This is a genomic window from Dyella sp. C9 (assembly GCF_003332825.1).
Taxonomy (GTDB): Bacteria; Pseudomonadota; Gammaproteobacteria; order Xanthomonadales; family Rhodanobacteraceae; genus Dyella.
This window is the reverse complement of the sequence record NZ_QIRF01000018.1, coordinates 40,321-60,408: the sequence shown is the minus strand read 5'-3', so window position 1 is coordinate 60,408 and position 20,088 is coordinate 40,321. Positions and strand designations below refer to the sequence as shown.

Here is a 20,088-nt window from a genome sequence, read left to right as displayed (position 1 = left end):
CCGCTGAATCGAGGCGCTCGTGCCTGAATTACCCGAAGTCGAAACCACCCGGCGTGGCATCGCCCCGCACCTGATCGGGCGCCGCGTCACCGGTGTGACGTTGCGGCGCCCCGACCTGCGCTGGCCGATACCGCCGGAGATCACCGATCTGCTGCCGGGCCAACGCATCCTCGATGTGGAACGCCGCGCGAAATACCTGCTGCTGCACACGCACGTGGGCAGCGCGCTGCTGCACCTGGGCATGACCGGCGTGTTGCGCGTGCTGCCGCCGGATGCCCTGGTCGCCAAGCACGATCACGTGGACATCGCGCTGGAAGCCACGTCCGCCGAAGGGCCGCGCGTGCTGCGCTTCACCGATGCCCGTCGCTTCGGTTGCCTGCTGTGGCAAGCGCCTGGCGAGACGCACGAACTGCTCGCGGCGCTGGGCCCCGAACCGCTCACCGACGATTTCGACGGCGACCTGCTGTGGCGCCTGTCGCGCGGGCGCACTGCCGCGGTGAAGCTGTTCCTGATGGACAACGCGGTGGTGGTGGGCGTGGGCAACATCTACGCCAGCGAGGCGTTGTTCGCCGCCGGCATCGATCCTCGCCGGCCGGCCGGTGAGGTATCGCGCGCACGCTACGCACGGCTTGCCGGCGAAGTGAAGCGCATCCTGGCCTGGGCGATCGAGCGTGGCGGCACCACGCTGCGCGACTTCATCAAGCCCGATGGCGCACCGGGCTACTTCTTCCGCGAGCTGCAGGTGTATGGCCGCGAAGGGGAGCCGTGCCGCGTATGCGGCACGCCGATCAGGCAGGTCGTGCTGGGGCAGCGTTCGACCTTCTGGTGCTCGCGCTGCCAGAAGTAAGCGAGGTAAGAGCGCACCCTGTGCGCGACCGCGGCATGGAGGCATACCGCGACAACCGGTCGTCGCAGCAAGGTCGGACGGTCGCGCACAGGGTGCGCTCCTACAAAGACGATATGGGTGCCGCTTCGGCGCCAGCCGGCGCCGAAGGCCCAATGGCCGTCACTCCGGCCAGCGGAATTCCACGAAGGTATTGTTGAACTCCGGATCCTCGAGGCCGCCGCCGAGCGTGGCGCGGAAGGTCATGCCTTCCACCTCCAGCTCCTGGCCGTCGCTGAAGCGTGCGCCCAGCGCCTCCAGTTCCACCAGTCGCTCGCACAGCATGCCGGCGTTGTCGCTGTCGGCCTCCGGCACGTTGCGGATGCTGATGTCGGGCCGGCCGAACTTGCGCATGCCGCGCGTGTGCACCCAGTAGCGGCCCTTCTGCTCTTCCGCATCGCGCAGGATCAGCAGGTGGTTGCGGATCGGCGCGCCATCGCGCACCACGAACTGGCGGCGCCAGCCGTCGGCGTCATGCAGGCTGAGCGTCTGCGGGTCCAGGATGGCCACGCCGCCCACGTCCAGCAGCGCCGCCAGCACGCCCAGCGTGTCGCGCAGGTAGCCGGTATCGCCGCTGTCGGGCAGGCGACCGCGCACCACCAGCACCTCGGGCGCATCCACGGCGTGGCGGTAGGCTTCGGGGGCATCGTCCTTGAACATGCGGCCCAGGCTGCCCCTCAGCGGATAGCCTTCCCACGCGCGCAAGGCGCTGTGGCTGTGGCTGGTCAGCTCGATGCCCTCGGGCAAGCCCTCGCTGCCGTAGTCCAGCGAAGGCGCGCGTCCCGGCTGGAACTTGCCGAACACATAGAACTGCAGCAGCACTTCCTCGTTGCTCGGCTGCCAGTGCGGGCGTTGCCAGGCGGGAAAGGGAATCTTGGACATGCCTGTTCCTTGTAGTGAATGCGACGGGCTCAATGCCCCTCGCCCAGCGGCAGCACCGGCTGCTGCAGTTCGATCCTGCCGTGTCCCTCGGTAATGTTCTTGAACTCGGCGCGACTCACCGAGACATAGCGATCGTTGCCGCCGATCTCAACCTGCGGGCCTTCGGTCACCGCGCGGCCGTGTTCATCCACGCGCACCACCATGGTGGCCTTGCGGCCGGTGTGGCAGATGGTCTTGATCTCATCAAGGTTGTCCGCCCAGGCCAGCAGGTAGCGGCTGCCTTCGAACAGCTCGCCACGGAAGTCGGTACGCAGGCCATAGGCCAGCACCGGGACATTAAGCTTGTCGACTACGTCGCTGAGCTGCCACACCTGGGCCTTGCTGAGGAACTGGGCCTCGTCCACGAACACGCAATGCAGCGCCCCACGCGCCGCCACATCGGCCTGCACCAGCGCGAACAGGTCCTCCTCGCCGCCAAACCGTCGGGCGTTGGCCTTCAGCCCGATGCGCGAGGCCACCACGCCGGCGCCAAAGCGGTTGTCCAGCGCCGGGGTGAGAATGAGCGTGCGCATGCCGCGCTCGTGGTAGTTGTAGGCGCTCTGCAGCAGGGTGGTGGTCTTGCCGGCGTTCATTGCCGAGTAATAGAAGTAAAGCTTGGCCATGGGTATATCCGGTCGTGGCCGTGCATGGTAACCCGGGCTGCCCCGGGGGCGGCCCATCCTCCGACCGGAAGGGAGGCCCCCGGCCCCGGCGGTTGCTACCATCGCGCCTCGTTCAGCCCCTAGCCCAACGCCCATGCTCAACCCCCAACAATTGGCCGCCGTCGAACATTGCGACGGCCCGCTGCTGGTATTGGCCGGCGCCGGCTCGGGCAAGACCAGCGTGATCACCCAGAAGATCGCGTACCTGATCGCCCGCAAGAAGCTCCACCCCTCCAAGATCGCCGCCATCACCTTCACCAACAAGGCGGCGAAGGAAATGCGCGAGCGCGTGGCCAAGCTGATCAGCAGCGAGGACGCCGCGGCGCTAACGGTGTGTACCTTTCACGCGCTGGGCCTGAAGTTCCTGCAGATCGAGCACGAGCGCGCCGGCCTGCGCAAGGGCTTCTCGGTGCTGGACGCCGACGACAGCGAAGGCATCATCAAGGAGCTCTCGCCCAAGGGCGTGAAGCCCGACGTGCTGTTTGGCATCCGCAACCTGGTGAGCCGGGCCAAGAACGCCGGCCTCTCCCCGGAGGAGGCCCTGGCCGCCGCGCGCAGCCCGCGCGAACTGGATGCGGCGACCATCTACCAGCTCTACCAGCAGCGCCTGGCCGCCTTCAATGCGGTGGACTTCGACGACCTGATCCGCCTGCCGCTGCGCATCCTGGAAGAAGACCAGGTATGCCGCGACGCCTGGCGCGAACGCCTGCGCTACCTGCTGGTGGACGAATACCAGGACACCAACGACGCCCAGTACCGCCTGCTCAAGGCGCTGGCCGGCGAGCGCGGCCGCTTCACCTGCGTGGGCGACGACGACCAGTCGATCTACGCCTGGCGCGGCGCCAACCCGGAGAACATCGACCAGCTGGGCAAGGACTGGCCCGCGCTGCGCGTGATCAAGCTGGAGCAGAACTACCGCTGCGGCAAGCGCATCCTGCGCGCGGCCAACAAGCTGATCGCCAACAACCCGCATCTCCACGAGAAGAAGCTGTGGAGCGAGCATCCGGAAGGCGCGCAGATCCGCGTGCTGGAATGCAAGGAAAACGAGCACGAGGCCGAACGCGTGGCCGCCATTGCCGCCACCCTGGCGGAGAAGCACAAGGCACGCTGGCACGACATCGCCATCCTCTATCGCGGCAACTTCCAGGCACGACCGCTGGAAAAAGCGCTGCGCCTGGCGCGCGTGCCGTACCACCTGTCCGGCGCGTTGAGCTTCCTCGACCGCGCCGAGGTGAAGGACCTGCTCTGCTACCTGCGCCTGCTGACCAATCCCAGCGATGACGCCGCCTTCCTGCGCGTGGTCAACGTGCCCAAGCGCGAGATCGGCTCCACCACGCTGGAGAAGCTGGGCCAGATCGCACAGACGCGCCACGCGCCGCTGCTGGAGGCCGCGCGCAGTGACGCCGTGCTGCGCCAGCTCACGCCGCGCCCCGCCGCCGCGCTGGCCTCGTTCACCGCGTTGATGGACGAGTTGCGCAGCGCCTCGCTGCACCAGAGCGCGGCCGACCTGGTCAACACCGTGCTCGAGCGCACCGGTTACGCCGCGCAGGTGGCCGCCAGCACCAGCGACCCGGCGCTGCGCGAGCGTCGCCTGGGCAACCTGCGCGAACTGGCCGACTGGTTCCGCGCCATGCAGCGCAACGACCACACCACCGGCGACCTCGCCGCGCAGTTGGCCCTGCTTACCCACGCCGATCGCGACGAGCCCGGCAACGCGGTGCGCATGATGACGCTGCACGCGGCCAAGGGCCTGGAGTTCCGCTTCGTGTTCATCGTGGGCTGCGAGGAAGGCACGCTGCCGCACGATGGCGCCATCGACGAGGGGCGCATCGACGAGGAACGCCGCCTGATGTACGTGGGCATTACCCGCGCCAAGGAGATGCTCACGCTGTCGTGGTCGTCCCGGACCAAGCGCTACGGCGAGGTGCATACCAACCAGCCCAGCCGCTTCCTGCACGAACTGCCGCAGGACGACCTGCACTGGCAGGGCAAGGACCCCGAGGCGGACAAGGAAGTGGTGCGCGAAACGGCCCAGTCGCACATGGCCAAGATCGCCGCGATGCTGGCAGGCAACTAAGCCTAAAAAGAGCCCCGCCATGGGGCGGGGCTTTGAAACGGGGCCCGATTCACCGGGCCCCGGACGTGCGGATGCGGGGATCCGCGCGATCAGTCCGTATGACCACCGAAGCGCAGGTTCATCTGCAGCATCACTTCGCGACCGTACACGTTGTAGTTGAGCGTGTTGAAGTACGGGAACGTCGTGGCGTACGAGCCGTCCTTGGGCGGCATCTTGTTGGTGATGTTGTTGGTCAGCAGCGACAGGTCCAGGTTCTTGGTCGGCGAGTAGGTGAAGCTCCAGTTCCAGGTGATCCACGGAGCCACCTTCGCGGCACCCGGGTAATCCGGACCGTTGATGGTGCCGGTGTAGTTCGGCGATGGTCCGTTGCGATGCCAGTACAGCGTGCTGGCCCAGGTGTCGTGCAGCGACCAGCTCAGCGCACCGCTGACGATGCTCTTGAATTCCTGACTGTAGAGCGGGTTGGTCAGCTGGTTGATGGTCGGACTGCCGGCATAGACCTGGTAGTCGTGCTTGAGCATGTCGTTCCAGTCGAACTGCAGCGAGAACTGGCCGACGTAGGTGGCCGGGAACAGGTACTTCGCCTGCGCCGTGACCGACTCGGTCGTCTCGTTGGAGACGTTGATGTAGTACTGGGTGAGGTTTTCGACTTCGCCGGTCAGGGGGTTTCGCTGCACCTGCGACACCGCCGCCTGGCAATCCGGCGAGTTGGCCGGCAACTGGCCCAGCAGGCACTGCGCGTTCTCACGCATCAGCATGTCGGCCGGCTGCGGCGCCACCTCGTTGCTGATGTTGATGTGCAGGTAGTCCGCCGTGAAGCTCATGTTGTCGATCGGCGCCCATACGAAGCCCACCGACCAGCTCTTGGCCGTGGTCGGCTTCAGCTTGGGATTGGCATACGTGGTGCCTGCGGTTTCGTAGTAGAAGTTCTGCGTGCAGTTCTTGCCACCGGACTGGGTCTGGCACAGGTAGTAGTCGGTGATGTACTGGTAGCTGCCGCTCGGGCCCAGGTACAGGGCAGACATGTCCGGCGCCAGGAACGCGGTGGAGTAGTTGCCGCGCAACAGCAGCGTGTCGAACGGACGGAACTCCAGGCCAGCCTTGTAGGTGAACTTGCCATTGTCGCCGCCGCTGGTGCTGTAGTGGTCGTAACGACCCGACAGGTCCAGCGTCAGCATCTTCCAGAACGGCATGTTCAGCTCGAACGCGGAAGCGTAGTGGTTACGCGTACCGCCACCCGAGGTACCGGTCAGACCCCACACGTCGCCGTTCGCGATCAGCGGATTGACCGGCTCGTACCACGCCTGGCTGCCACCCTCCACCAGCACCGCCAGCGCGGCGTCGCCGCCCGGCAGCGAGAACAGCTTGTCATTCGTCACCTGGGCATGCGTGTTGTTGAGCCAGGTGTTGCTGTAGCTGGAGATGTTCTGCATGAAGCCCGCCAGCTGCGCGGGCGTCAGCGGGGTGTAGAACGCCTGCCAGTTCGGGTTGTAGACATTGAGGCCAGTGTTCGGATCCTGGCCCAGCGAAGGACCAAGGATATTGCCGAAGTAGCTGTCCACCGCAGCCGCCATGCGCTCGGGCTGGCTGACACTGGTGCGGTCACCGGAACGCAGGAAGTAGATATCCCACAGCCAGTTCGAATCGCCGAACGAGCCGTTGGCGCCGACGTCGGCCTGGTACATCAGGTCATACTGGCGACCCAGCTGGTTGTAGTAGTTGTTGCCCACTTCCTCCGGACCGAACACGCGCTCGGGGTAGAGGATGTTGCCGTTGGTGTCCTCGATCAGTCCCTGCGGATAGTCGATCGGGCCCCACCAGTTGAAACTCGAACCCGGCGTCCATTTCTGCTGCTGCGCGTCGACCAGCGCGTCGCTGTAGAAGCGCACGTAGTCGTTGAGGTCGTACTTGAGCTTCAGGATGCCGTCGTAGCTGCGGCTCTGGTTCTGCAGCGTGGTGTATCCATACACATTCTTCGAGCCGCAGAACGTACCGGTACGCGTGGCGATGGTCGAATGCGTATCGTAGGTGGTGCCATTGAACAGGCCGCTCATCGCCGAGCAGTTGTCCGGCGGGCTGATGTAACCCTGCACCAGGCCGTTGTAGGTATCGATCGTGCCGTAGTTGAGCACGCGCGCCACGGTGACAGGGGTCGGGTTGGTGGCGGTCAGCGAGCGCTGATAGGCCCAGATCGGCGACTGGTTGTCGAACTCGATGCCGCCGAGCACGTCGAGCTTGCCGAACTGGTGGCCAAAGGTCAGCGACATGCGCTGGCTGGAACCGCCGCCCCCGTCATAGCCGCCGGCACGCACCAGCACTTCGGCGCCATCCATGTGCTGCTTGGTGACGATGTTCACCACGCCGGCAATGGCCTGCGAGCCGTAGATCGACGATGCGCCGCCCGGCAGCACGTCGATGTGGTCGATCATCGCCAGCGGAATGTTGGAGATGTTGGTGAAGTTGCTCTGGCCGTTGTAGAGCTGGCCGAACTGGGTGATCGGCTTGCCGTCGATCAGGGTCAGCGTGTACTCGGGATTGAGGCCGTACAGGCTGACGGTCTGTGCACCCTGGGTGAAGCCGCCGCTGTAGGAGGCACCCTGGACCGAGCCGGTGGCCATCACCGAACTCTGCAGCACTTCAGCCACGCTGTTGAAGCCACGTGCCTTGATCTCCTGCGCGGAGATCGTATAGATCGGCGCCGCCGTCTGGATCTGCGCGTTGTTGATGAGCGTGCCGCTGACCGTCACCGTGTCGAGGCGCTTGGCCTTTTTCGCCGCATCGCTCTCGTCCTGCTGGGGGCCGGAGCTTTGCTGGGCACTCGCATCCTGCTGGATGCTCGCGCCCTGTGCGGGTGTCGCGGTGGCGTCGGTGGTGTTCGCCCATGCGCTTGGCGCGCAGCCGATCGCCAAGGCCGCCATTACGGCGACCGTGAGTCTAGACTTCAGCATGTCTCTCCCCTTAATCCCTTTTCCGTGTGGTTATGCGTGTACGGCTGTTGCAGCCGGCGACATTCCAGATGCCCATCCCCATGGGCAGATTTACGGCCTTATGAAGGCGCTTAATCTCGTCGCGAATATTTTTCTAACATGAAAAACACGTGAGCTAATCATGTGTGACACGATTCGCAGAAACTTATTGGTTAACGCTATTTCTATCGACAAGAAATTGTGCCGACGCGCTCGTGAGGCCGGGAACGCCAGGCAGCACTCCGTTTCTCTGTAAGCGCCCATGCGGGAAGGGAAAAACGGCATTTTCGGCGCCGATGAAAAGGCGCAAAATCCGCACGACCAGACAAGCTTCGCGCAAGTATCGGCGGCAGGTGCATGGCCCGCCTCCCGGGTGGGATGAACCGCCATGAACGATGCAGCGGCAGCCAATGCCGACCGATCGCCATCGACGTATAGCCGTCCATAGCGACGCTCCAGTGCGCCGGCGGGCGAGGATCCTCAGATCAGCCGTTCGGCCTCGAGCTCGCTCTTCAGGTAGGCATAGTAAATCGGTGCCGCGATCAGGCCAGCCAGGCCGAACGCCGCCTCCATCGCGAGCATCGCCACCAGCAGCTCCCATGCGCGCGCGCGGATCTGGCCGCCCACGAGGCGCGCGTTGAGGAAATATTCCAGCTTGTGGATCAGGATCAGGAAGCCCAACGCCGCCACGCCGACGCCCAGGGAGATCGACAATCCGGCAATGGTGATGGCGGTGTTGGAAATCAGGTTGCCGATCACCGGCAACAGGCCGACGATGAAGGTCAGCACCACCAGCGTCTTTGCCAGCGGCACATGGATGTCCATCAGCGGAAGCACACCGAGCAGGAAGATCGCGGTGAATACGGTGTTGAGCAGCGAGATCTTGATCTGCGCGAACACGATGTTGTGGAAGGCCTCGGCCAAACGCTGTGCGCGCAGGCCCAGCGTCGATGCCAGCGGGCCGACCTGGTGCGCCGGGCGTGCCCGGCTCAGCGCCACGATCGCGCCGAGCACCATGCCGATGATGATGTGCACGAACACGCGCGCCGCTTCCTTGCCGATGGTCTGCAGGCTCACCGAGTGCTTGCGGGTCAGCTCCATCGCCATCATGCGCAGGTCGTCGACCGTATCAGGCAACCAGCCCACCACCGACGAGGGCAACTGCTCGCGCGCCTTCTCCACCAGTGGCATCAGCTGCTGCTGCCACAGCACCTCGGGGTTGCCGATCTCGTTGCGCAGGAAGCTCACCGCGCTAAGGATCAACAGCACCAACAGGCCCACCACGATGGTGCCGAGCAGGGCCACTGCAAGCACGCGCGCACGATCGCTGGGCACCCGCTTGCCCAGCAGCGGTGCCAGGGACTGCACCAGTTCGTACACCAGCAGTCCCGCAAACAACGCCGGCAACAGATGCAGCAGCGGCACCAGCAGGAGTGCAGCTCCCGCCAGCACGTAGCTGGTCAGGCGGATGGCGGTAGTGGCGGGGCGAACGGGCGACTCAGGTTCCATGCAATTTCATGCGACTGGGGGAAAGGCCCCGTGAGTCTCTCAGCAGACCCGCGCAACGGCTAGCCCTCCCCGCCTCGCTGCACGACGGGGCTTCAGGGAGCCACCCGGCATGCTCCAGCCGCAGGATCGACACGTCGCTGTCGTAAACTTCTCCGATCCTGTCCGATCAGTCTCCCCAGGGAATCCTTCATGACGTCTCGTCTGCCGGCGGCAGTTGCCGCCCTGATCCTGCTTGCCGGTTGCTCCGCCAACCCTGCCAAGGCACCGTCCAGCGCACCGGTCGCTGCGCCCGCTGCCGCCGCCCCGGCCCCTGCTGCTCCGGCCGGCCCCGGCGCCGACGACAACCTCAATGCGGTGGCCTGGAGCCAGACGGCGATCGAGCACGACCTGATCTACCTGCAGACCTACCGTGACGCCGAGGCGCGCCTGCTGGCCGCCATGGCCGATCCGAGCTGGGACGCCCTGGCCAAGGACGACCGCGTAGCCCCGGCCAAGGGCCTCAAGCCTGCGGTGGTGCTCGACATCGACGAGACCGTGCTCGACAACACGCCCTACCAGGCGCGTCTGGTGAAGAGCGGGGGCGAGTACAACGAGGCCGATTGGGCTGCCTGGTGCAACGAGCAGCGTGCCCGCGCCCTGCCCGGTGTGGTGGAGTTCACCCAGTTCGCGGCCAAGCACGGCATCGCCGTGATCTACATCTCCAACCGTGCCAAGGACCTGGACCAGGCCACCCTGGCCAACCTGCGCAAGGAAGGCCTGCCGGTCTCCGGCCCGGAGGCCTTCCTCGGCTTGGGCACCTTTGTGGAGGACTGCGAGCAGATTGGCACCGAGAAGGGCTGCCGCCGCCAGCTGATCAGCCACAAATACCGCGTCTTGATGCAATTTGGCGACCAGATCGGCGATTTTGTGACCGTTCTGGCCAACAACGCCGAAGGCCGCGAGAAGGCCGTCACCCCCTATATGGCATGGGTAGGCACACGCTGGTTCGTGCTGCCCAACCCCACCTATGGCGCATGGGAACCGGCTTTGTTTAATAATGACTGGAGCGCGCCGCGCGACGAACGCCGCCGCCAAAAAATTCAGTCGCTGCGTTTTGACTGACATCAATATCAATTAAAACATTAACTTACGTAGCATTACTTAAAGTATTGCTTTAACTTTAACGGGGAAGTAAGATCTTCCCCGCCAACACCTGCCGACCTTGAAAACTCCGCAGGCAAGGCCATTTCCCTTCCGGCTCTGCCGGATTACCCCGTGAGGCCCAACGCCCGCGGGGTTTTCTTTTTGCGGCCCCACTCCGCCACCTCCTGAACAGGCATCACGGCCGCGGCTTCCGCCTCTTGTTCACGCGGAGTCGACACGCTTACGCTCCGCCGACCGCCCGCACCTGCAGGTTCGACGGGCGCCACCATCAGAGATTCCATGCGTCGCTCATCCGTCTACTACGCCGTTGGCGCGTTCGTCGCCCTGCTCGTGCTGGCCTCGGTGCTCGCACTGGTGATGACCACGCACAAGAGCACCCCGCCGCCCGTCGTCGCCGGCGGCGAAACGCCCGAGGCGTCGGTGCAGCAGTCGGTGGCCCTGATCAAGGCTGGCGACTTCGCCGGCTTCTGGAAACACGCCCTGCCCCCGGCCGACTACGACACGCTGCGCGCGGACTGGACCCGCCCGCGTCCGGACCAGCAACCGATCTCGCCCGAAGACCGCGCGGACTTCATCAAGAACGTGCAGCAGCTCACCGAGCCGGATGCCGAGAGCAAGCTTTACGCACTGGCGCGCCCCAAGCTGCTGCAGCTGCAGGCGCAGTATCACGACCAGTTGCCGGTGATGGTGGGCATCGCGCAGGCCATCGCCGCCACCGGCGTGGCCCAGAGCAAGGACATGACCACGCTGCAGAAGGCGCAGGCCACGGCGGTGATCAACGTACTGGCCCCGTGGGCGCAGCAGGCGCCATGGTTCGACCAGACGCGAGCCAAGCAGGCCATTGCCATCGCCGTGGACACCGCGCGCAAGCTCGACATCAAGACGCCCGAACAGCTGCGCGCGCTGGATTTCGACACGGCCATGCAGAAGTACAACATCGGTTTTCTCGGCATCAAGCAGGCGCTCGCCCTGTACGGACTGTCGGTGGACCAGACGCTCGATTCGGTGAGGGTCACCCTGCTGGAGAACCGCAACGGCCATGCCCACGTGCGCATCGACTATCTGCTGCTAGGCAAGCCGCTGTCGATGGAGTCGGACCTGGTCGAGCAGGACGGCCGCTGGTACAGCGCCGATGTACTGCAGAATGTGCGCGACGCGCATGACCACCTGCTGGCGCCGCCGGCAGCCACCAGCAGCGCGGAACCCGCACAGCCGATGGCGGCGGCCCCGGCCAAGGGCGGCTTGGCGGAGCCGGCCACCGCCAAGCCCGCACCGGCACCCGCCGCCTCGTCGGCGACCCCAGCCAGGCACTGAGCCTGGCTTCGCGCGACGCGCACCGTCGCGCACCCGCCCCGAAGCAGAACACCTTATTTACCTGTGCTCCGGTAAAAGGCCGGGGCGGCGCCCACGGGCACCTTCGATCAACCCAGGACCCAGCCAGCCTGGGTCACCCGTTACAATCAGGGAATGCTAAACATGTCGACCACGGACACTCCCGCCCGTAGCCGCGCGCCCTGGTGGTTCAACCTGGCCGGGCAACTGCTCGAACCCTGGGTGCGCATCCGCCGCGATCCTGCCGAACCCGCCACCCTGCTCCAGGCAGGCGTGCCGGTGTGCTATGTCATCGAGCGCGATGGCTTTTCCGATGGCCTGATCCTCGAGCGCGCCTGCCGCGAGGCCGGCCTGCCCTCGCCGATGCAGCCGCTGTCCGGCACCCGCCGCAAGCGCTCGGTGTTCGCCCTGGCCCGCCGTGATGGCTGGCTGTTCGGGCGCAACCGCAAGCGCTCGCCGAACGAGCCGCTGGGCCAGCTGGTGCGCTCGCTGGAAGGTGACCCCGAGCGCGACATCCAGATCGTGCCGGTCTCCATCTACGTCGGCCGCGCGCCTACCCGCGAGTCGGGCTGGTTCAGCGTGCTGTTCTCGGAAAACTGGGTGGTGGTCGGCCGCTTCCGCCGCATGCTGGCGCTGTTGCTCAACGGCCGCGACACGGTGGTGCATTTCTCCACGCCAGTGTCGCTGCGCACGGTGGTGAACGAGGCCGGCGAGATCCGCCCCGAACGCCTCACCCGCAAGATCGCCCGCGTGCTGCGCACGCACTTCCGCCGCATCCGCGCCGCGGTGATCGGCCCCGACCTGTCGCACCGCCGCACGGTGGTCGATGCCGTGCTCAACGCCGAGCCCGTGCGCTCCGCCATCGCCGCCACCGCGGCGAAGGAGAACATCAGCCAGGCCAAGGCGTGGCGCCGCGCGCACGACATGGTGATGGAGATCGCCGCCGACTACTCGCACCCGGTGGTGCGCTCGGCGTCGTTCCTGCTGTCCAATTTCTGGAACAAGCTGTACGACGGCATCGCCATGCATCACTTCGAGAAGGCCCGCGCTGCCGCGCCCGGCCACGAAGTGGTGTACGTGCCTTGCCACCGCAGCCATACCGACTACCTGCTGTTGTCCTACCAGCTGCACATGTCCGGCGTGGTGGTGCCGCACATTGCCGCCGGCGTGAACCTTAACCTGCCGGTGATCGGCTCGATCCTGCGCCGTGGCGGTGCGTTCTTCCTGCGCCGCAGCTTCAAGGGCAACGCACTGTATTCGGTGGTGTTCAACGAATACGTGGCGCAGCTGATCGACCGCGGCGTGCCGATGGAATACTTCATCGAAGGCGGCCGCTCGCGCACCGGGCGCCTGCTGGCGCCGCGCGCCGGCATGCTGGTGATGACCGTGCGCGCCTTCCTGCGCGCGCCGCGCCGCCCGGTGCTGTTCCAGCCGGTGTACATCGGCTACGAAAAGCTGATGGAGGGCAAGAGCTACATCGGCGAACTCTCCGGCAAGCCCAAGGAAAAGGAGTCGCTGATCGGCCTGCTGCGCGGACTCAAGGTGCTGCGCCAGCGCTACGGCCATGTGGCGCTGAACTTCGGCGAGCCGATCGAGCTCAACCCGCTGCTCGATGCGGCCAGTCCCGACTGGCGCGCCGCCATCGACGATCCGGAAGCCAAGCCCGAGTGGCTGGGCCGCGTGGTCGACGACCTGGCCGATCGCATCCAGATCAACATCAATCGCGCCGCGGACGTGAATCCGATCAACCTGCTGGCGCTGGCACTGCTGGCCACCCCCAAGCATGCGATGGCGGAGAACGACCTGCTGTCGCAGCTGGAGCTGACCAAGGCACTGCTGGAAGAGCTGCCTTATTCGGATCGCATGACGCTCACCTCGATGGACCCGGCCGGCATCATCGCCTATGGCGAGCAGATGGGCTGGATCCGACGCGTGCGCCACCCGCTGGGCGACGTGCTGGTGACCGAGGACGAGCAGGCGGTGCTGCTCAGCTACTTCCGCAACAACGTACTGCACCTCACCGCGACGGCCGCGTGGGTAGCCTGCTGCTTCCTCAACAACCGCCGCATGACGCGTGCCTCGGTGCTGCGCCTGGGCCGCATCATCTACCCGTTCATCCAGGGCGAGCTGTTCCTGCCGTGGGACAAGGATGGCTTCTGTGTCCAGCTGCAGGCCACCATCGACTTCTTCGTGCGGCGCGGCCTGCTCGAGGCGACCGGCGACGGTCGTGTGCTCGAACGCGGACCTGGCCAGGACGATGCGGCGTTCCAGCTGAAGATCATCGCGCGCAGCCTGATCCAGGCCTTCGAGCGCTACTACATCACTATCGCCGCGCTGGTGAAGAACGGCCCGCACACCATCAGTGCCGGCGAACTCGAGAATGCCTGCACGCTCACTGCGCAGCGCCTGAGCCTGCTCAACGAACTGTCGGCGCCGGAATTCTTCGACAAGGCGCTGTTCCGCGGTTTCATCCAGAAGCTGCGCGAAAGCCGCATCGTGTGGACCGACGATGCCGGCAAGCTCGACTACGACCATGCGCTGGACGACATGGTGCGCGACGCCCGCGTGATCCTCTCGCGTGAGGTGCGCCACTCCATCCTCAAGATCACCGGTGGTGGCGAGGGCGAGAAGGAGGCCGACAAGCCGGTGCCGGCCGACGCCTCCAGCGAGGCACTGCACGAGCGGCACGTGGCCACCGAGCACCATATGCACGCCCACGCCGAGGTCACCCCGGTGGCCGAGGACGCCACCGCCGACCCGGCAGACAGGCAAGGCTGATCGATCGGTGAGGGGTGACGAAAGTCACCCCTCACGCCGTTTGGGGGCTCGCCTAAGATGGCCTCTCCACCCGGGGGAGTCCACCATGTCCACACGCCTTGCCTTTGCCATCGCCGCCACGCTCGCCTTGCCTGCAGCCCTGGCCGCGGAGGCACCTGCGGCCAACCACGACGTCACCGTGCTGCACTGCGCGCGCCTGGTCGACCCGGCGGTCGGCCGGCTGCTGGGCGAAACCACGCTGGTGGTCGAGGGCCACAAGGTCAAGGAGATCAAGGGCGGTCACGTCGATGACAAACCCTACCGCGACGCCGCCAGCGCCAGCGGCGCGCACTTCGCCTCGGTGAACCTGGCCGATGCCACCTGCCTGCCGGGCCTGATCGACTCGCACACCCACCTCACCTCCGAAACCAGCCCCACCGGGTACTCCGACCAGTTCCGCTGGAACACCGCCGACTACGCGATCCGCTCCACCGTCTACGCGCGCCGCACCCTGTTGGCCGGCTTCACCACCGTGCGCAACGTCGGCGACGGCGACAACGAATCGATTGCCCTGCGCAACGCCATCAATGCCGGCATCGTGCCGGGCCCGCGCATGTTCACCGCGGGCAAGCCGATCGGCACCACCGGCGGCCACGCCGATCCCACCGACGGCTACCGCATGGACCTGCAGGGCGACCCCAACGCGAAGGACGGCATCATCAACAGCCCCGAGGACGCCTACAAGGCCGTGCGCCAGCACTACAAGGACGGTGTCGACGTCATCAAGATCATGCCCTCGGGCGGCGTGCTTGACGAAAGCGCCAGCGCCGACAACGCCCAGATGACCATCGATGAGATCAAGGCCGTGGTCAGCGCCGCGCACGACTACGGCTTCACCGTGGCCGCCCACGCGCATGGCGCGGAAGCGATCCGCCGCGCCGTGCTTGGCGGAGTGGATTCCATCGAGCACGGCACCTTCATGAACGACGAGGACATGAAGCTGATGAAGGAACACGGCACCTGGTACGTGCCCACCATCATCGCCGGCAAGTACGTGCAGGAGATGGCCGCCAAGCCGGGCTACTACCCTCCGCAGGTCGCCGCCAAGGCGCTGCAGGTGGGCCCGATCATCCAGGCCACCGCCGGCAAGGCGTACAAGGCTGGCGTGAAGATCGCCTTCGGCACCGACGCGGCCGTCTATCCACACGGCCAGAACGCCAAGGAGTTCGAGTACATGGTGCAGGCCGGCATGCCGCCGATGTTCGTGCTGCAAGCTGCCACCACCCACGCCGCCGAACTGCTGCACAAGCAGAACGAACTGGGCCAGATCGCGGTAGGCCGCGTCGCCGACGTGATCGCCGTGCCGGGCAACCCGCTGGACGACATCACGGTGATGCAGAAGGTCAGCTTCGTGATGAAGGATGGCGTGGTGTACAAGCAGGACGGCAAGCCGGTGCTGTAATACCGTCGCGCTGCGACGGCGCCACCTGCCGCTTTTCTGTAGGAGCGCACCCTGTGCGCGACAAGCCAACGAAGCGATCACCACGCCACGCGGCGGTCGCGCACAGGGCGCGCTCCTACAGGGGGCGCCCTGACGGGGGGCCACTTTACGGTGAGGCAAGCACCCCCCTCACCCCAACCCTCTCCCCGAAGGGGAGAGGGTGCAGAGGGCCGTCGGCCCTCCAGGGAAGAAGCCTATCCTCCGATCCGCTACCATGGGCGAATGAGCGACCAGTCCCCCTCCCAAACCACCCATTTCGGCTTCCGCGACGTCCCCGTCGGGGACAAGCAGAAGCTCGTCGGCCAGGTCTTCACCTCGGTGGCGAGCAGCTATGACCTGATGAACGACCTGATGTCGTTCGGCATCCACCGGCTGTGGAAACGTCATTTCGTGTCCGTCAGCGGCGTGCGCCGTGGCGACCGCGTGCTGGACCTGGCGGGCGGCACCGGCGACATCGCCGCGCTGCTGAAGCCGGTGGTGGGCGCCGAGGGCGAGGTGGTGGTGGGCGATATCAACGCCGCCATGTTGAGCGTGGGCCGCGATCGCCTCACCGACCGCGGCCTGGTGTCGGGCCTGCGCTGGACCCAGCTCAATGCCGAATGCCTGCCGTTCCCGGACAACAGCTTCGACGCGGTGACCATGGCCTTCGGCCTGCGCAACGTCACCGACAAGGACAAGGCGCTGGCGGACATCTGCCGCGTACTCAAGCCAGGTGGCCGCGCGCTGGTGCTGGAGTTCTCGCGCGTGCAGAGCGAACTCTTCAGCAAGCTCTACGACTTCCACTCGTTCAAGGTGCTGCCCAAGCTCGGCCAGCTGTTTGCCGGCGACGCCGACAGCTACCAGTACCTCGCGGAGTCGATTCGCAAGCATCCCGATCAGCAGACGCTCAAGGGCATGATGGAACGCGCCGGCTTCGATCGCGTCGACGTGCGCAACCTCACCAACGGCATCGTGGCGATCCATCGCGGCTACAAGTTCTGAGCTCCCGCCGGGCGGTGCCGGGCCACTGGACAGGGCCGGAGGTTTTGTCCAAGCATGGCCGGGTCACCGTACCGACAGGGAACCCATGAGCGCCAATGCCTCGCAGTTAGAACGACTGACGTTTTTCTCCGATGCGGTGTTCGCCATCGCGATCACCCTGTTGATCATCGAGGTGCATGTACCGCACCTGGAGACCCGGGACGACCAGGCCTACTGGCAGGCGCTGCAGGGCCTGCAGCCCAGCTTCATGGGTTTTGCGCTCAGCTTCCTGGTGATCGGCGCGCTGTGGGTCGCGCACCACCGCGTGTTCGGCATGCTGGTCGATTACAGCGCCGCCGTGATGTGGCCCAATATGTTGCTGCTGATGACGGTGGCCTTCATGCCGTTCGCCACGGCATTGATGAGTTCCAACCCGATGGCCCGCGTTCCCGAGCTGGTCTACGCCGGCACCCTGCTGGTCGCCGGATCGCTGCAGCGCATGGTGTTCGCCGCGGCGCTACGCCCGCCGCTCGTACGCACCGACATCGCGCCGGAACACGTGGTCGCCACGCGCTGGCGCTCGCTGGGCCTGCCCACCGCCGCCCTGCTCAGCCTGATCGGCGCCTGGTTCGCGCCGGGCTGGAACAACCTGCTGCTGCTCACCATCCCGCTGTTCGTGCGCCTGTTCTACGCCATCGGCCTGCGCCGCACACAGCGGTTGCAACTGGCGGCGGAAAACTGAGCATCTAACCATCGCACTGATGCCGAACCATGATCGGCGTTGACGTGGGAAACCAGGCGCATCCACACCCAAGCCGAGGCGGTTCGTTGCATGCATCCCGTTACTCCTCATCAGAAGAGCCCCTAGGCTATGCGTGTGCTGGTGACGGGGGCCTATGGGTTCATCGGCGCGCACATCGTGGCGGCACTCGTTGCCGCCGATCATGAGGTGGTGTGCGCCGTACGCGGTGCGCGCCTCGACTCGCGGTTTCCGGGCCTGCGTGCGGTCGCCTGCGACATGTCGCGTGACATCACGGTCGAGGACTGGCTGCCACGCCTGGCCGGCATCGACGCCGTGGTGAACTGCGCCGGCATACTTCGCGAGAAGGACGCCGACAGCTTCGAAACGGTTCACGTACGCGCGCCATTGGCGCTGTACAAGGCCTGCGTGCAGGCAGGCGTGAGGCGCGCCGTGCAGATATCCACGCTGGGTCACGCGGATGATGGCGAATTCATCGCCAGCAAACATCGCGGCGACGATCAGCTGGCGGCACTGCCGATCGACGCATGCATCCTTCGCCCTTCGCTGGTCTACAGCGCGCACGGCTCGTATGGCGGCACCTCGTTGCTGCGGGCCATGGCTGCCCTGCCCGGCGTGATCGTCGTACCCCGCGAGGCCCTCTCGCCCTGCGTGCAACCGATTGCCGCCGAGGATGTCGGCCTGGCCGTGGTTGCAGCACTTGCGCGTCCAGCCGGTGGTGCCGAGATCCTCGAGTTGGTGGGCCCACAGGCCATGGGCCTGGCCGACTATCTGCGACGCTGGCGTGGTTGGCTTGGCTTGCGTCCCGCGCGGCTGTGGGTGGTACCGACGCCCCTCGCACGCGCGGCTTGCTGGGTGGGCGAACGCCTTGGCCAAGGCCCCCTCGGCGCGACCATGCAGCGGATGCTGGAGCGCGGCAACCTTGGCGCTCCCGGCTCGCTGCAACGCATGCACGAACGCCTTGCGTTTCGGCCGCGCACGCTTGAGCGTGCGCTGGCCGAAGCCCCCAGCCACGTCCAGGATCGCTGGCACGCACGCCTCTATCTCACGCTACCGGGGCTGCGTCTCGCACTCGCAGGGTTGTGGCTGGCCTCCGGCGTAGTCGGCTGGAGCCTTTCCGCCGACGCCGTGCTGGCCTCCGCGCAGGGCGGCCCGCTGCCTGCCCACGCCACGCTGTGGCTGGCCCGCGGCACCGCGACACTGGATCTGCTGCTCGGCGTGCTATGCCTGCTCCGATGGCGACCGCGGTGGGTTCTGGGTGGCATGTTGCTGATGCTGGCCGGCTATACGCTTGGCATCGGCACGCTGTGGCCGGCGCACTGGCTCGATCCATTGGGCGGCTTGCTGAAGAATGTGCCGCTGATGGCCGCGATCCTGGTCCTGCTTGCAACCGAGGAGAAGCGATGACCGCCTATGTATGGCTGAAGCTCGTGCATATCGTGTCCTCGACCTTGCTGTTCGGCACGGGCCTGGGCACTGCTTTCTTCATGTGGTTCACCTGGCGCACCGGCAATGTGCAGGCGATCGCCACCGCGTCGCGGCTGACGGTGCGCGCGGACTGGTGTTTCACCACGCCGGCCGTTGTCGTGCAGCCACTCACTGGCATCGCGCTGGTGCACCTGATGGGGTTTCCATGGAATAGCCCATGGCTGCTGGCCGCCGTCGCGCTGTATCTGGTGACCGGTGCGTGCTGGTTGCCCGTCGTGGTGCTGCAGACGCGCGTGTGTCACGCGGCCCAACTCGCGGCCACTGCGGGCCAGCCGCTTCCATCGTCCTGCGGGCGGATGATGCGCTGGTGGTTCGCCCTGGGCTGGCCGGCCTTTCTCGCCATGATGGGTATCTTCTGGTTGATGGTAGCCAAGCCACCGCTCTGGCTTTGAGCGATTTCTTGCGCTGGAGCGCCTCCCGTCGATGAGTGGCATAGTGGCGACCCCGTTACCTGCGCTTTCGCCCATGCCCTACCGCTACCGTCCATTGGCCGTGTTCGCCGCCCTGCTCGGCTGCTTCGGGCTGGCCTTGCAGCTGTGGTTTTCGATCCGGCAGGTGGTGGGCAACGGTGGCACGGCGCTTGGAGGCGTGTGGCTGTTCCTGGGCTTCTACACCATCCTCACCAACATCCTGGTCGCCAAGGTGCTGTCGGCGGCGGCCATCGGTCCGCGCAACGCCATCCTGCGTTTCTACCTGAGGCCGGGCGTGCAGACCGCGGCGGCGATGAGCATCGCGATCGTCAGCCTGATCTACAACGTCATGCTGCGCCAGCTGTGGCATCCCTCCGGCTGGTTGTTGCTGTCGGACGTGATCGTGCACGACCTGATGCCACCGCTGTACCTGTTGTACTGGTGGCTGGCCACGCCCAAGGGCAGCCTGCGCTGGTCGCAGGTGCTGGCGTGGCAGAGCTATCCGGCCGGCTATTTCTTCTACGTGATGCTGCGCGGTGCGGTCGACGGCTGGTATCCCTACCCGTTCCTCGACGTGAAGGCTCTCGGCTACGCGCAGGTGTTGCTGGATGCCGTGGTCGTGCTGGTCGCCTTCATCGTGGTTGGCCTGGCGCTGGTGGCGCTGGGCCGCTGGCAGGCGCGACGACGCGTGGAAGCGCCGGGCACGCCGGCCTGACGGG

General features: G+C 66.1%; 15 protein-coding genes. 11 read left to right on the top strand and 4 right to left on the bottom strand.

Annotation, left to right across the window (positions count from 1 at the left end):
• Positions 1-19 precede the first annotated feature (19 nt).
• A complete protein-coding gene (gene mutM / locus DVU99_RS16985) occupies positions 20-847 on the top strand; it encodes a bifunctional DNA-formamidopyrimidine glycosylase/DNA-(apurinic or apyrimidinic site) lyase (protein WP_114241417.1) in 828 nt (275 codons plus the stop codon).
• A 159-nt stretch (positions 848-1,006) separates the two neighbouring features.
• On the opposite strand, the gene DVU99_RS16980 is transcribed toward mutM, so the two are convergent.
• Together DVU99_RS16980 and DVU99_RS16975 are read right to left on the bottom strand one after the other, a co-directional pair.
• Positions 1,007-1,765, bottom strand: coding sequence for a hypothetical protein (locus DVU99_RS16980; RefSeq protein ID WP_114241416.1), 759 nt, complete (start codon positions 1,763-1,765; stop codon positions 1,007-1,009).
• 29 nt (positions 1,766-1,794) lie between these two features.
• Positions 1,795-2,427, bottom strand: a complete 633-nt coding sequence (locus DVU99_RS16975) for a thymidine kinase (RefSeq protein ID WP_114241415.1) — start codon at positions 2,425-2,427, stop codon at positions 1,795-1,797.
• Between the two features lie 133 nt (positions 2,428-2,560).
• On the opposite strand from DVU99_RS16975, the gene DVU99_RS16970 reads away from it, so the two are divergent.
• Positions 2,561-4,543, top strand: a complete 1,983-nt coding sequence (locus DVU99_RS16970; RefSeq protein WP_114241414.1) for a UvrD-helicase domain-containing protein — start codon at positions 2,561-2,563, stop codon at positions 4,541-4,543.
• An 89-nt stretch (positions 4,544-4,632) separates the two neighbouring features.
• Here DVU99_RS16970 and DVU99_RS16965 read toward each other — a convergent pair whose 3' ends face one another.
• The gene (locus DVU99_RS16965; RefSeq protein ID WP_114241413.1) at positions 4,633-7,491 is read right to left on the bottom strand and encodes a TonB-dependent receptor; all 2,859 of its coding nucleotides are present in this window, start codon (positions 7,489-7,491) and stop codon (positions 4,633-4,635) included.
• 498 nt (positions 7,492-7,989) lie between these two features.
• Positions 7,990-9,018 (bottom strand): AI-2E family transporter, encoded by a 1,029-nt coding sequence (locus DVU99_RS16960; RefSeq protein ID WP_114241412.1) that lies wholly within the window; start codon positions 9,016-9,018, stop codon positions 7,990-7,992.
• 189 nt (positions 9,019-9,207) lie between these two features.
• On the opposite strand from DVU99_RS16960, the gene DVU99_RS16955 reads away from it, so the two are divergent.
• The 9 genes from DVU99_RS16955 (at position 9,208) to DVU99_RS16915 (ending at position 20,084) form a co-directional block, all read left to right on the top strand.
• Complete coding sequence (locus DVU99_RS16955; protein ID WP_114241411.1) at positions 9,208-10,119, top strand: 5'-nucleotidase, lipoprotein e(P4) family; 912 nt, start codon at positions 9,208-9,210, stop codon at positions 10,117-10,119.
• A gap of 321 nt (positions 10,120-10,440) precedes the next feature.
• Complete coding sequence (locus DVU99_RS16950; protein ID WP_114241410.1) at positions 10,441-11,475, top strand: hypothetical protein; 1,035 nt, start codon at positions 10,441-10,443, stop codon at positions 11,473-11,475.
• A gap of 162 nt (positions 11,476-11,637) precedes the next feature.
• Positions 11,638-14,271 (top strand): glycerol-3-phosphate 1-O-acyltransferase PlsB, encoded by a 2,634-nt coding sequence (plsB, locus tag DVU99_RS16945; protein WP_114241409.1) that lies wholly within the window; start codon positions 11,638-11,640, stop codon positions 14,269-14,271.
• An 85-nt stretch (positions 14,272-14,356) separates the two neighbouring features.
• Positions 14,357-15,712: an amidohydrolase family protein gene (locus DVU99_RS16940; RefSeq protein WP_114241408.1), complete on the top strand. Its 1,356-nt coding sequence runs from the start codon at positions 14,357-14,359 to the stop codon at positions 15,710-15,712.
• 261 nt (positions 15,713-15,973) lie between these two features.
• Positions 15,974-16,732 carry a bifunctional demethylmenaquinone methyltransferase/2-methoxy-6-polyprenyl-1,4-benzoquinol methylase UbiE gene (gene ubiE, locus DVU99_RS16935; protein WP_114241407.1) on the top strand — a complete coding sequence of 253 codons (759 nt, stop codon included), beginning with the start codon at positions 15,974-15,976 and terminating at the stop codon, positions 16,730-16,732.
• 85 nt (positions 16,733-16,817) lie between these two features.
• Positions 16,818-17,453 carry a TMEM175 family protein gene (locus DVU99_RS16930; protein ID WP_114241406.1) on the top strand — a complete coding sequence of 212 codons (636 nt, stop codon included), beginning with the start codon at positions 16,818-16,820 and terminating at the stop codon, positions 17,451-17,453.
• Positions 17,454-17,582: 129 nt separating this feature from the next.
• On the top strand, positions 17,583-18,878 hold the full coding sequence (locus DVU99_RS16925) for an NAD-dependent epimerase/dehydratase family protein (RefSeq protein ID WP_114241405.1): 1,296 nt from the start codon (positions 17,583-17,585) through the stop codon (positions 18,876-18,878).
• Entirely contained in the window at positions 18,875-19,351 is a 477-nt protein-coding gene (locus DVU99_RS16920; RefSeq protein ID WP_114241404.1) for a DUF2269 domain-containing protein, read from the top strand. Before DVU99_RS16925 ends, DVU99_RS16920 begins: the two co-directional genes overlap by 4 nt.
• 31 nt (positions 19,352-19,382) lie before the next feature.
• Positions 19,383-20,084 carry a Pr6Pr family membrane protein gene (locus DVU99_RS16915; protein WP_232823638.1) on the top strand — a complete coding sequence of 234 codons (702 nt, stop codon included), beginning with the start codon at positions 19,383-19,385 and terminating at the stop codon, positions 20,082-20,084.
• Positions 20,085-20,088 lie beyond the last annotated feature (4 nt).

Bases quoted from the DNA above. Each gene is read 5' to 3' on its own strand.
- DVU99_RS16960 (WP_114241412.1), bottom strand. From the start codon at position 9,018: ATGGAACCTGAGTCGCCCGTTCGCCCCGCCACTACCGCCATCCGCCTG.
- DVU99_RS16915 (WP_232823638.1), top strand. From the start codon at position 19,383: ATGAGTGGCATAGTGGCGACCCCGTTACCTGCGCTTTCGCCCATGCCC.
- DVU99_RS16980 (WP_114241416.1), bottom strand. From the start codon at position 1,765: ATGTCCAAGATTCCCTTTCCCGCCTGGCAACGCCCGCACTGGCAGCCG.
- DVU99_RS16930 (WP_114241406.1), top strand. From the start codon at position 16,818: ATGAGCGCCAATGCCTCGCAGTTAGAACGACTGACGTTTTTCTCCGAT.
- DVU99_RS16955 (WP_114241411.1), top strand. From the start codon at position 9,208: ATGACGTCTCGTCTGCCGGCGGCAGTTGCCGCCCTGATCCTGCTTGCC.
- ubiE (WP_114241407.1), top strand. From the start codon at position 15,974: ATGAGCGACCAGTCCCCCTCCCAAACCACCCATTTCGGCTTCCGCGAC.
- DVU99_RS16970 (WP_114241414.1), top strand. From the start codon at position 2,561: ATGCTCAACCCCCAACAATTGGCCGCCGTCGAACATTGCGACGGCCCG.
- DVU99_RS16920 (WP_114241404.1), top strand. From the start codon at position 18,875: ATGACCGCCTATGTATGGCTGAAGCTCGTGCATATCGTGTCCTCGACC.
- DVU99_RS16965 (WP_114241413.1), bottom strand. From the start codon at position 7,491: ATGCTGAAGTCTAGACTCACGGTCGCCGTAATGGCGGCCTTGGCGATC.
- DVU99_RS16925 (WP_114241405.1), top strand. From the start codon at position 17,583: ATGCGTGTGCTGGTGACGGGGGCCTATGGGTTCATCGGCGCGCACATC.
- plsB (WP_114241409.1), top strand. From the start codon at position 11,638: ATGTCGACCACGGACACTCCCGCCCGTAGCCGCGCGCCCTGGTGGTTC.
- DVU99_RS16940 (WP_114241408.1), top strand. From the start codon at position 14,357: ATGTCCACACGCCTTGCCTTTGCCATCGCCGCCACGCTCGCCTTGCCT.
- DVU99_RS16950 (WP_114241410.1), top strand. From the start codon at position 10,441: ATGCGTCGCTCATCCGTCTACTACGCCGTTGGCGCGTTCGTCGCCCTG.
- DVU99_RS16975 (WP_114241415.1), bottom strand. From the start codon at position 2,427: ATGGCCAAGCTTTACTTCTATTACTCGGCAATGAACGCCGGCAAGACC.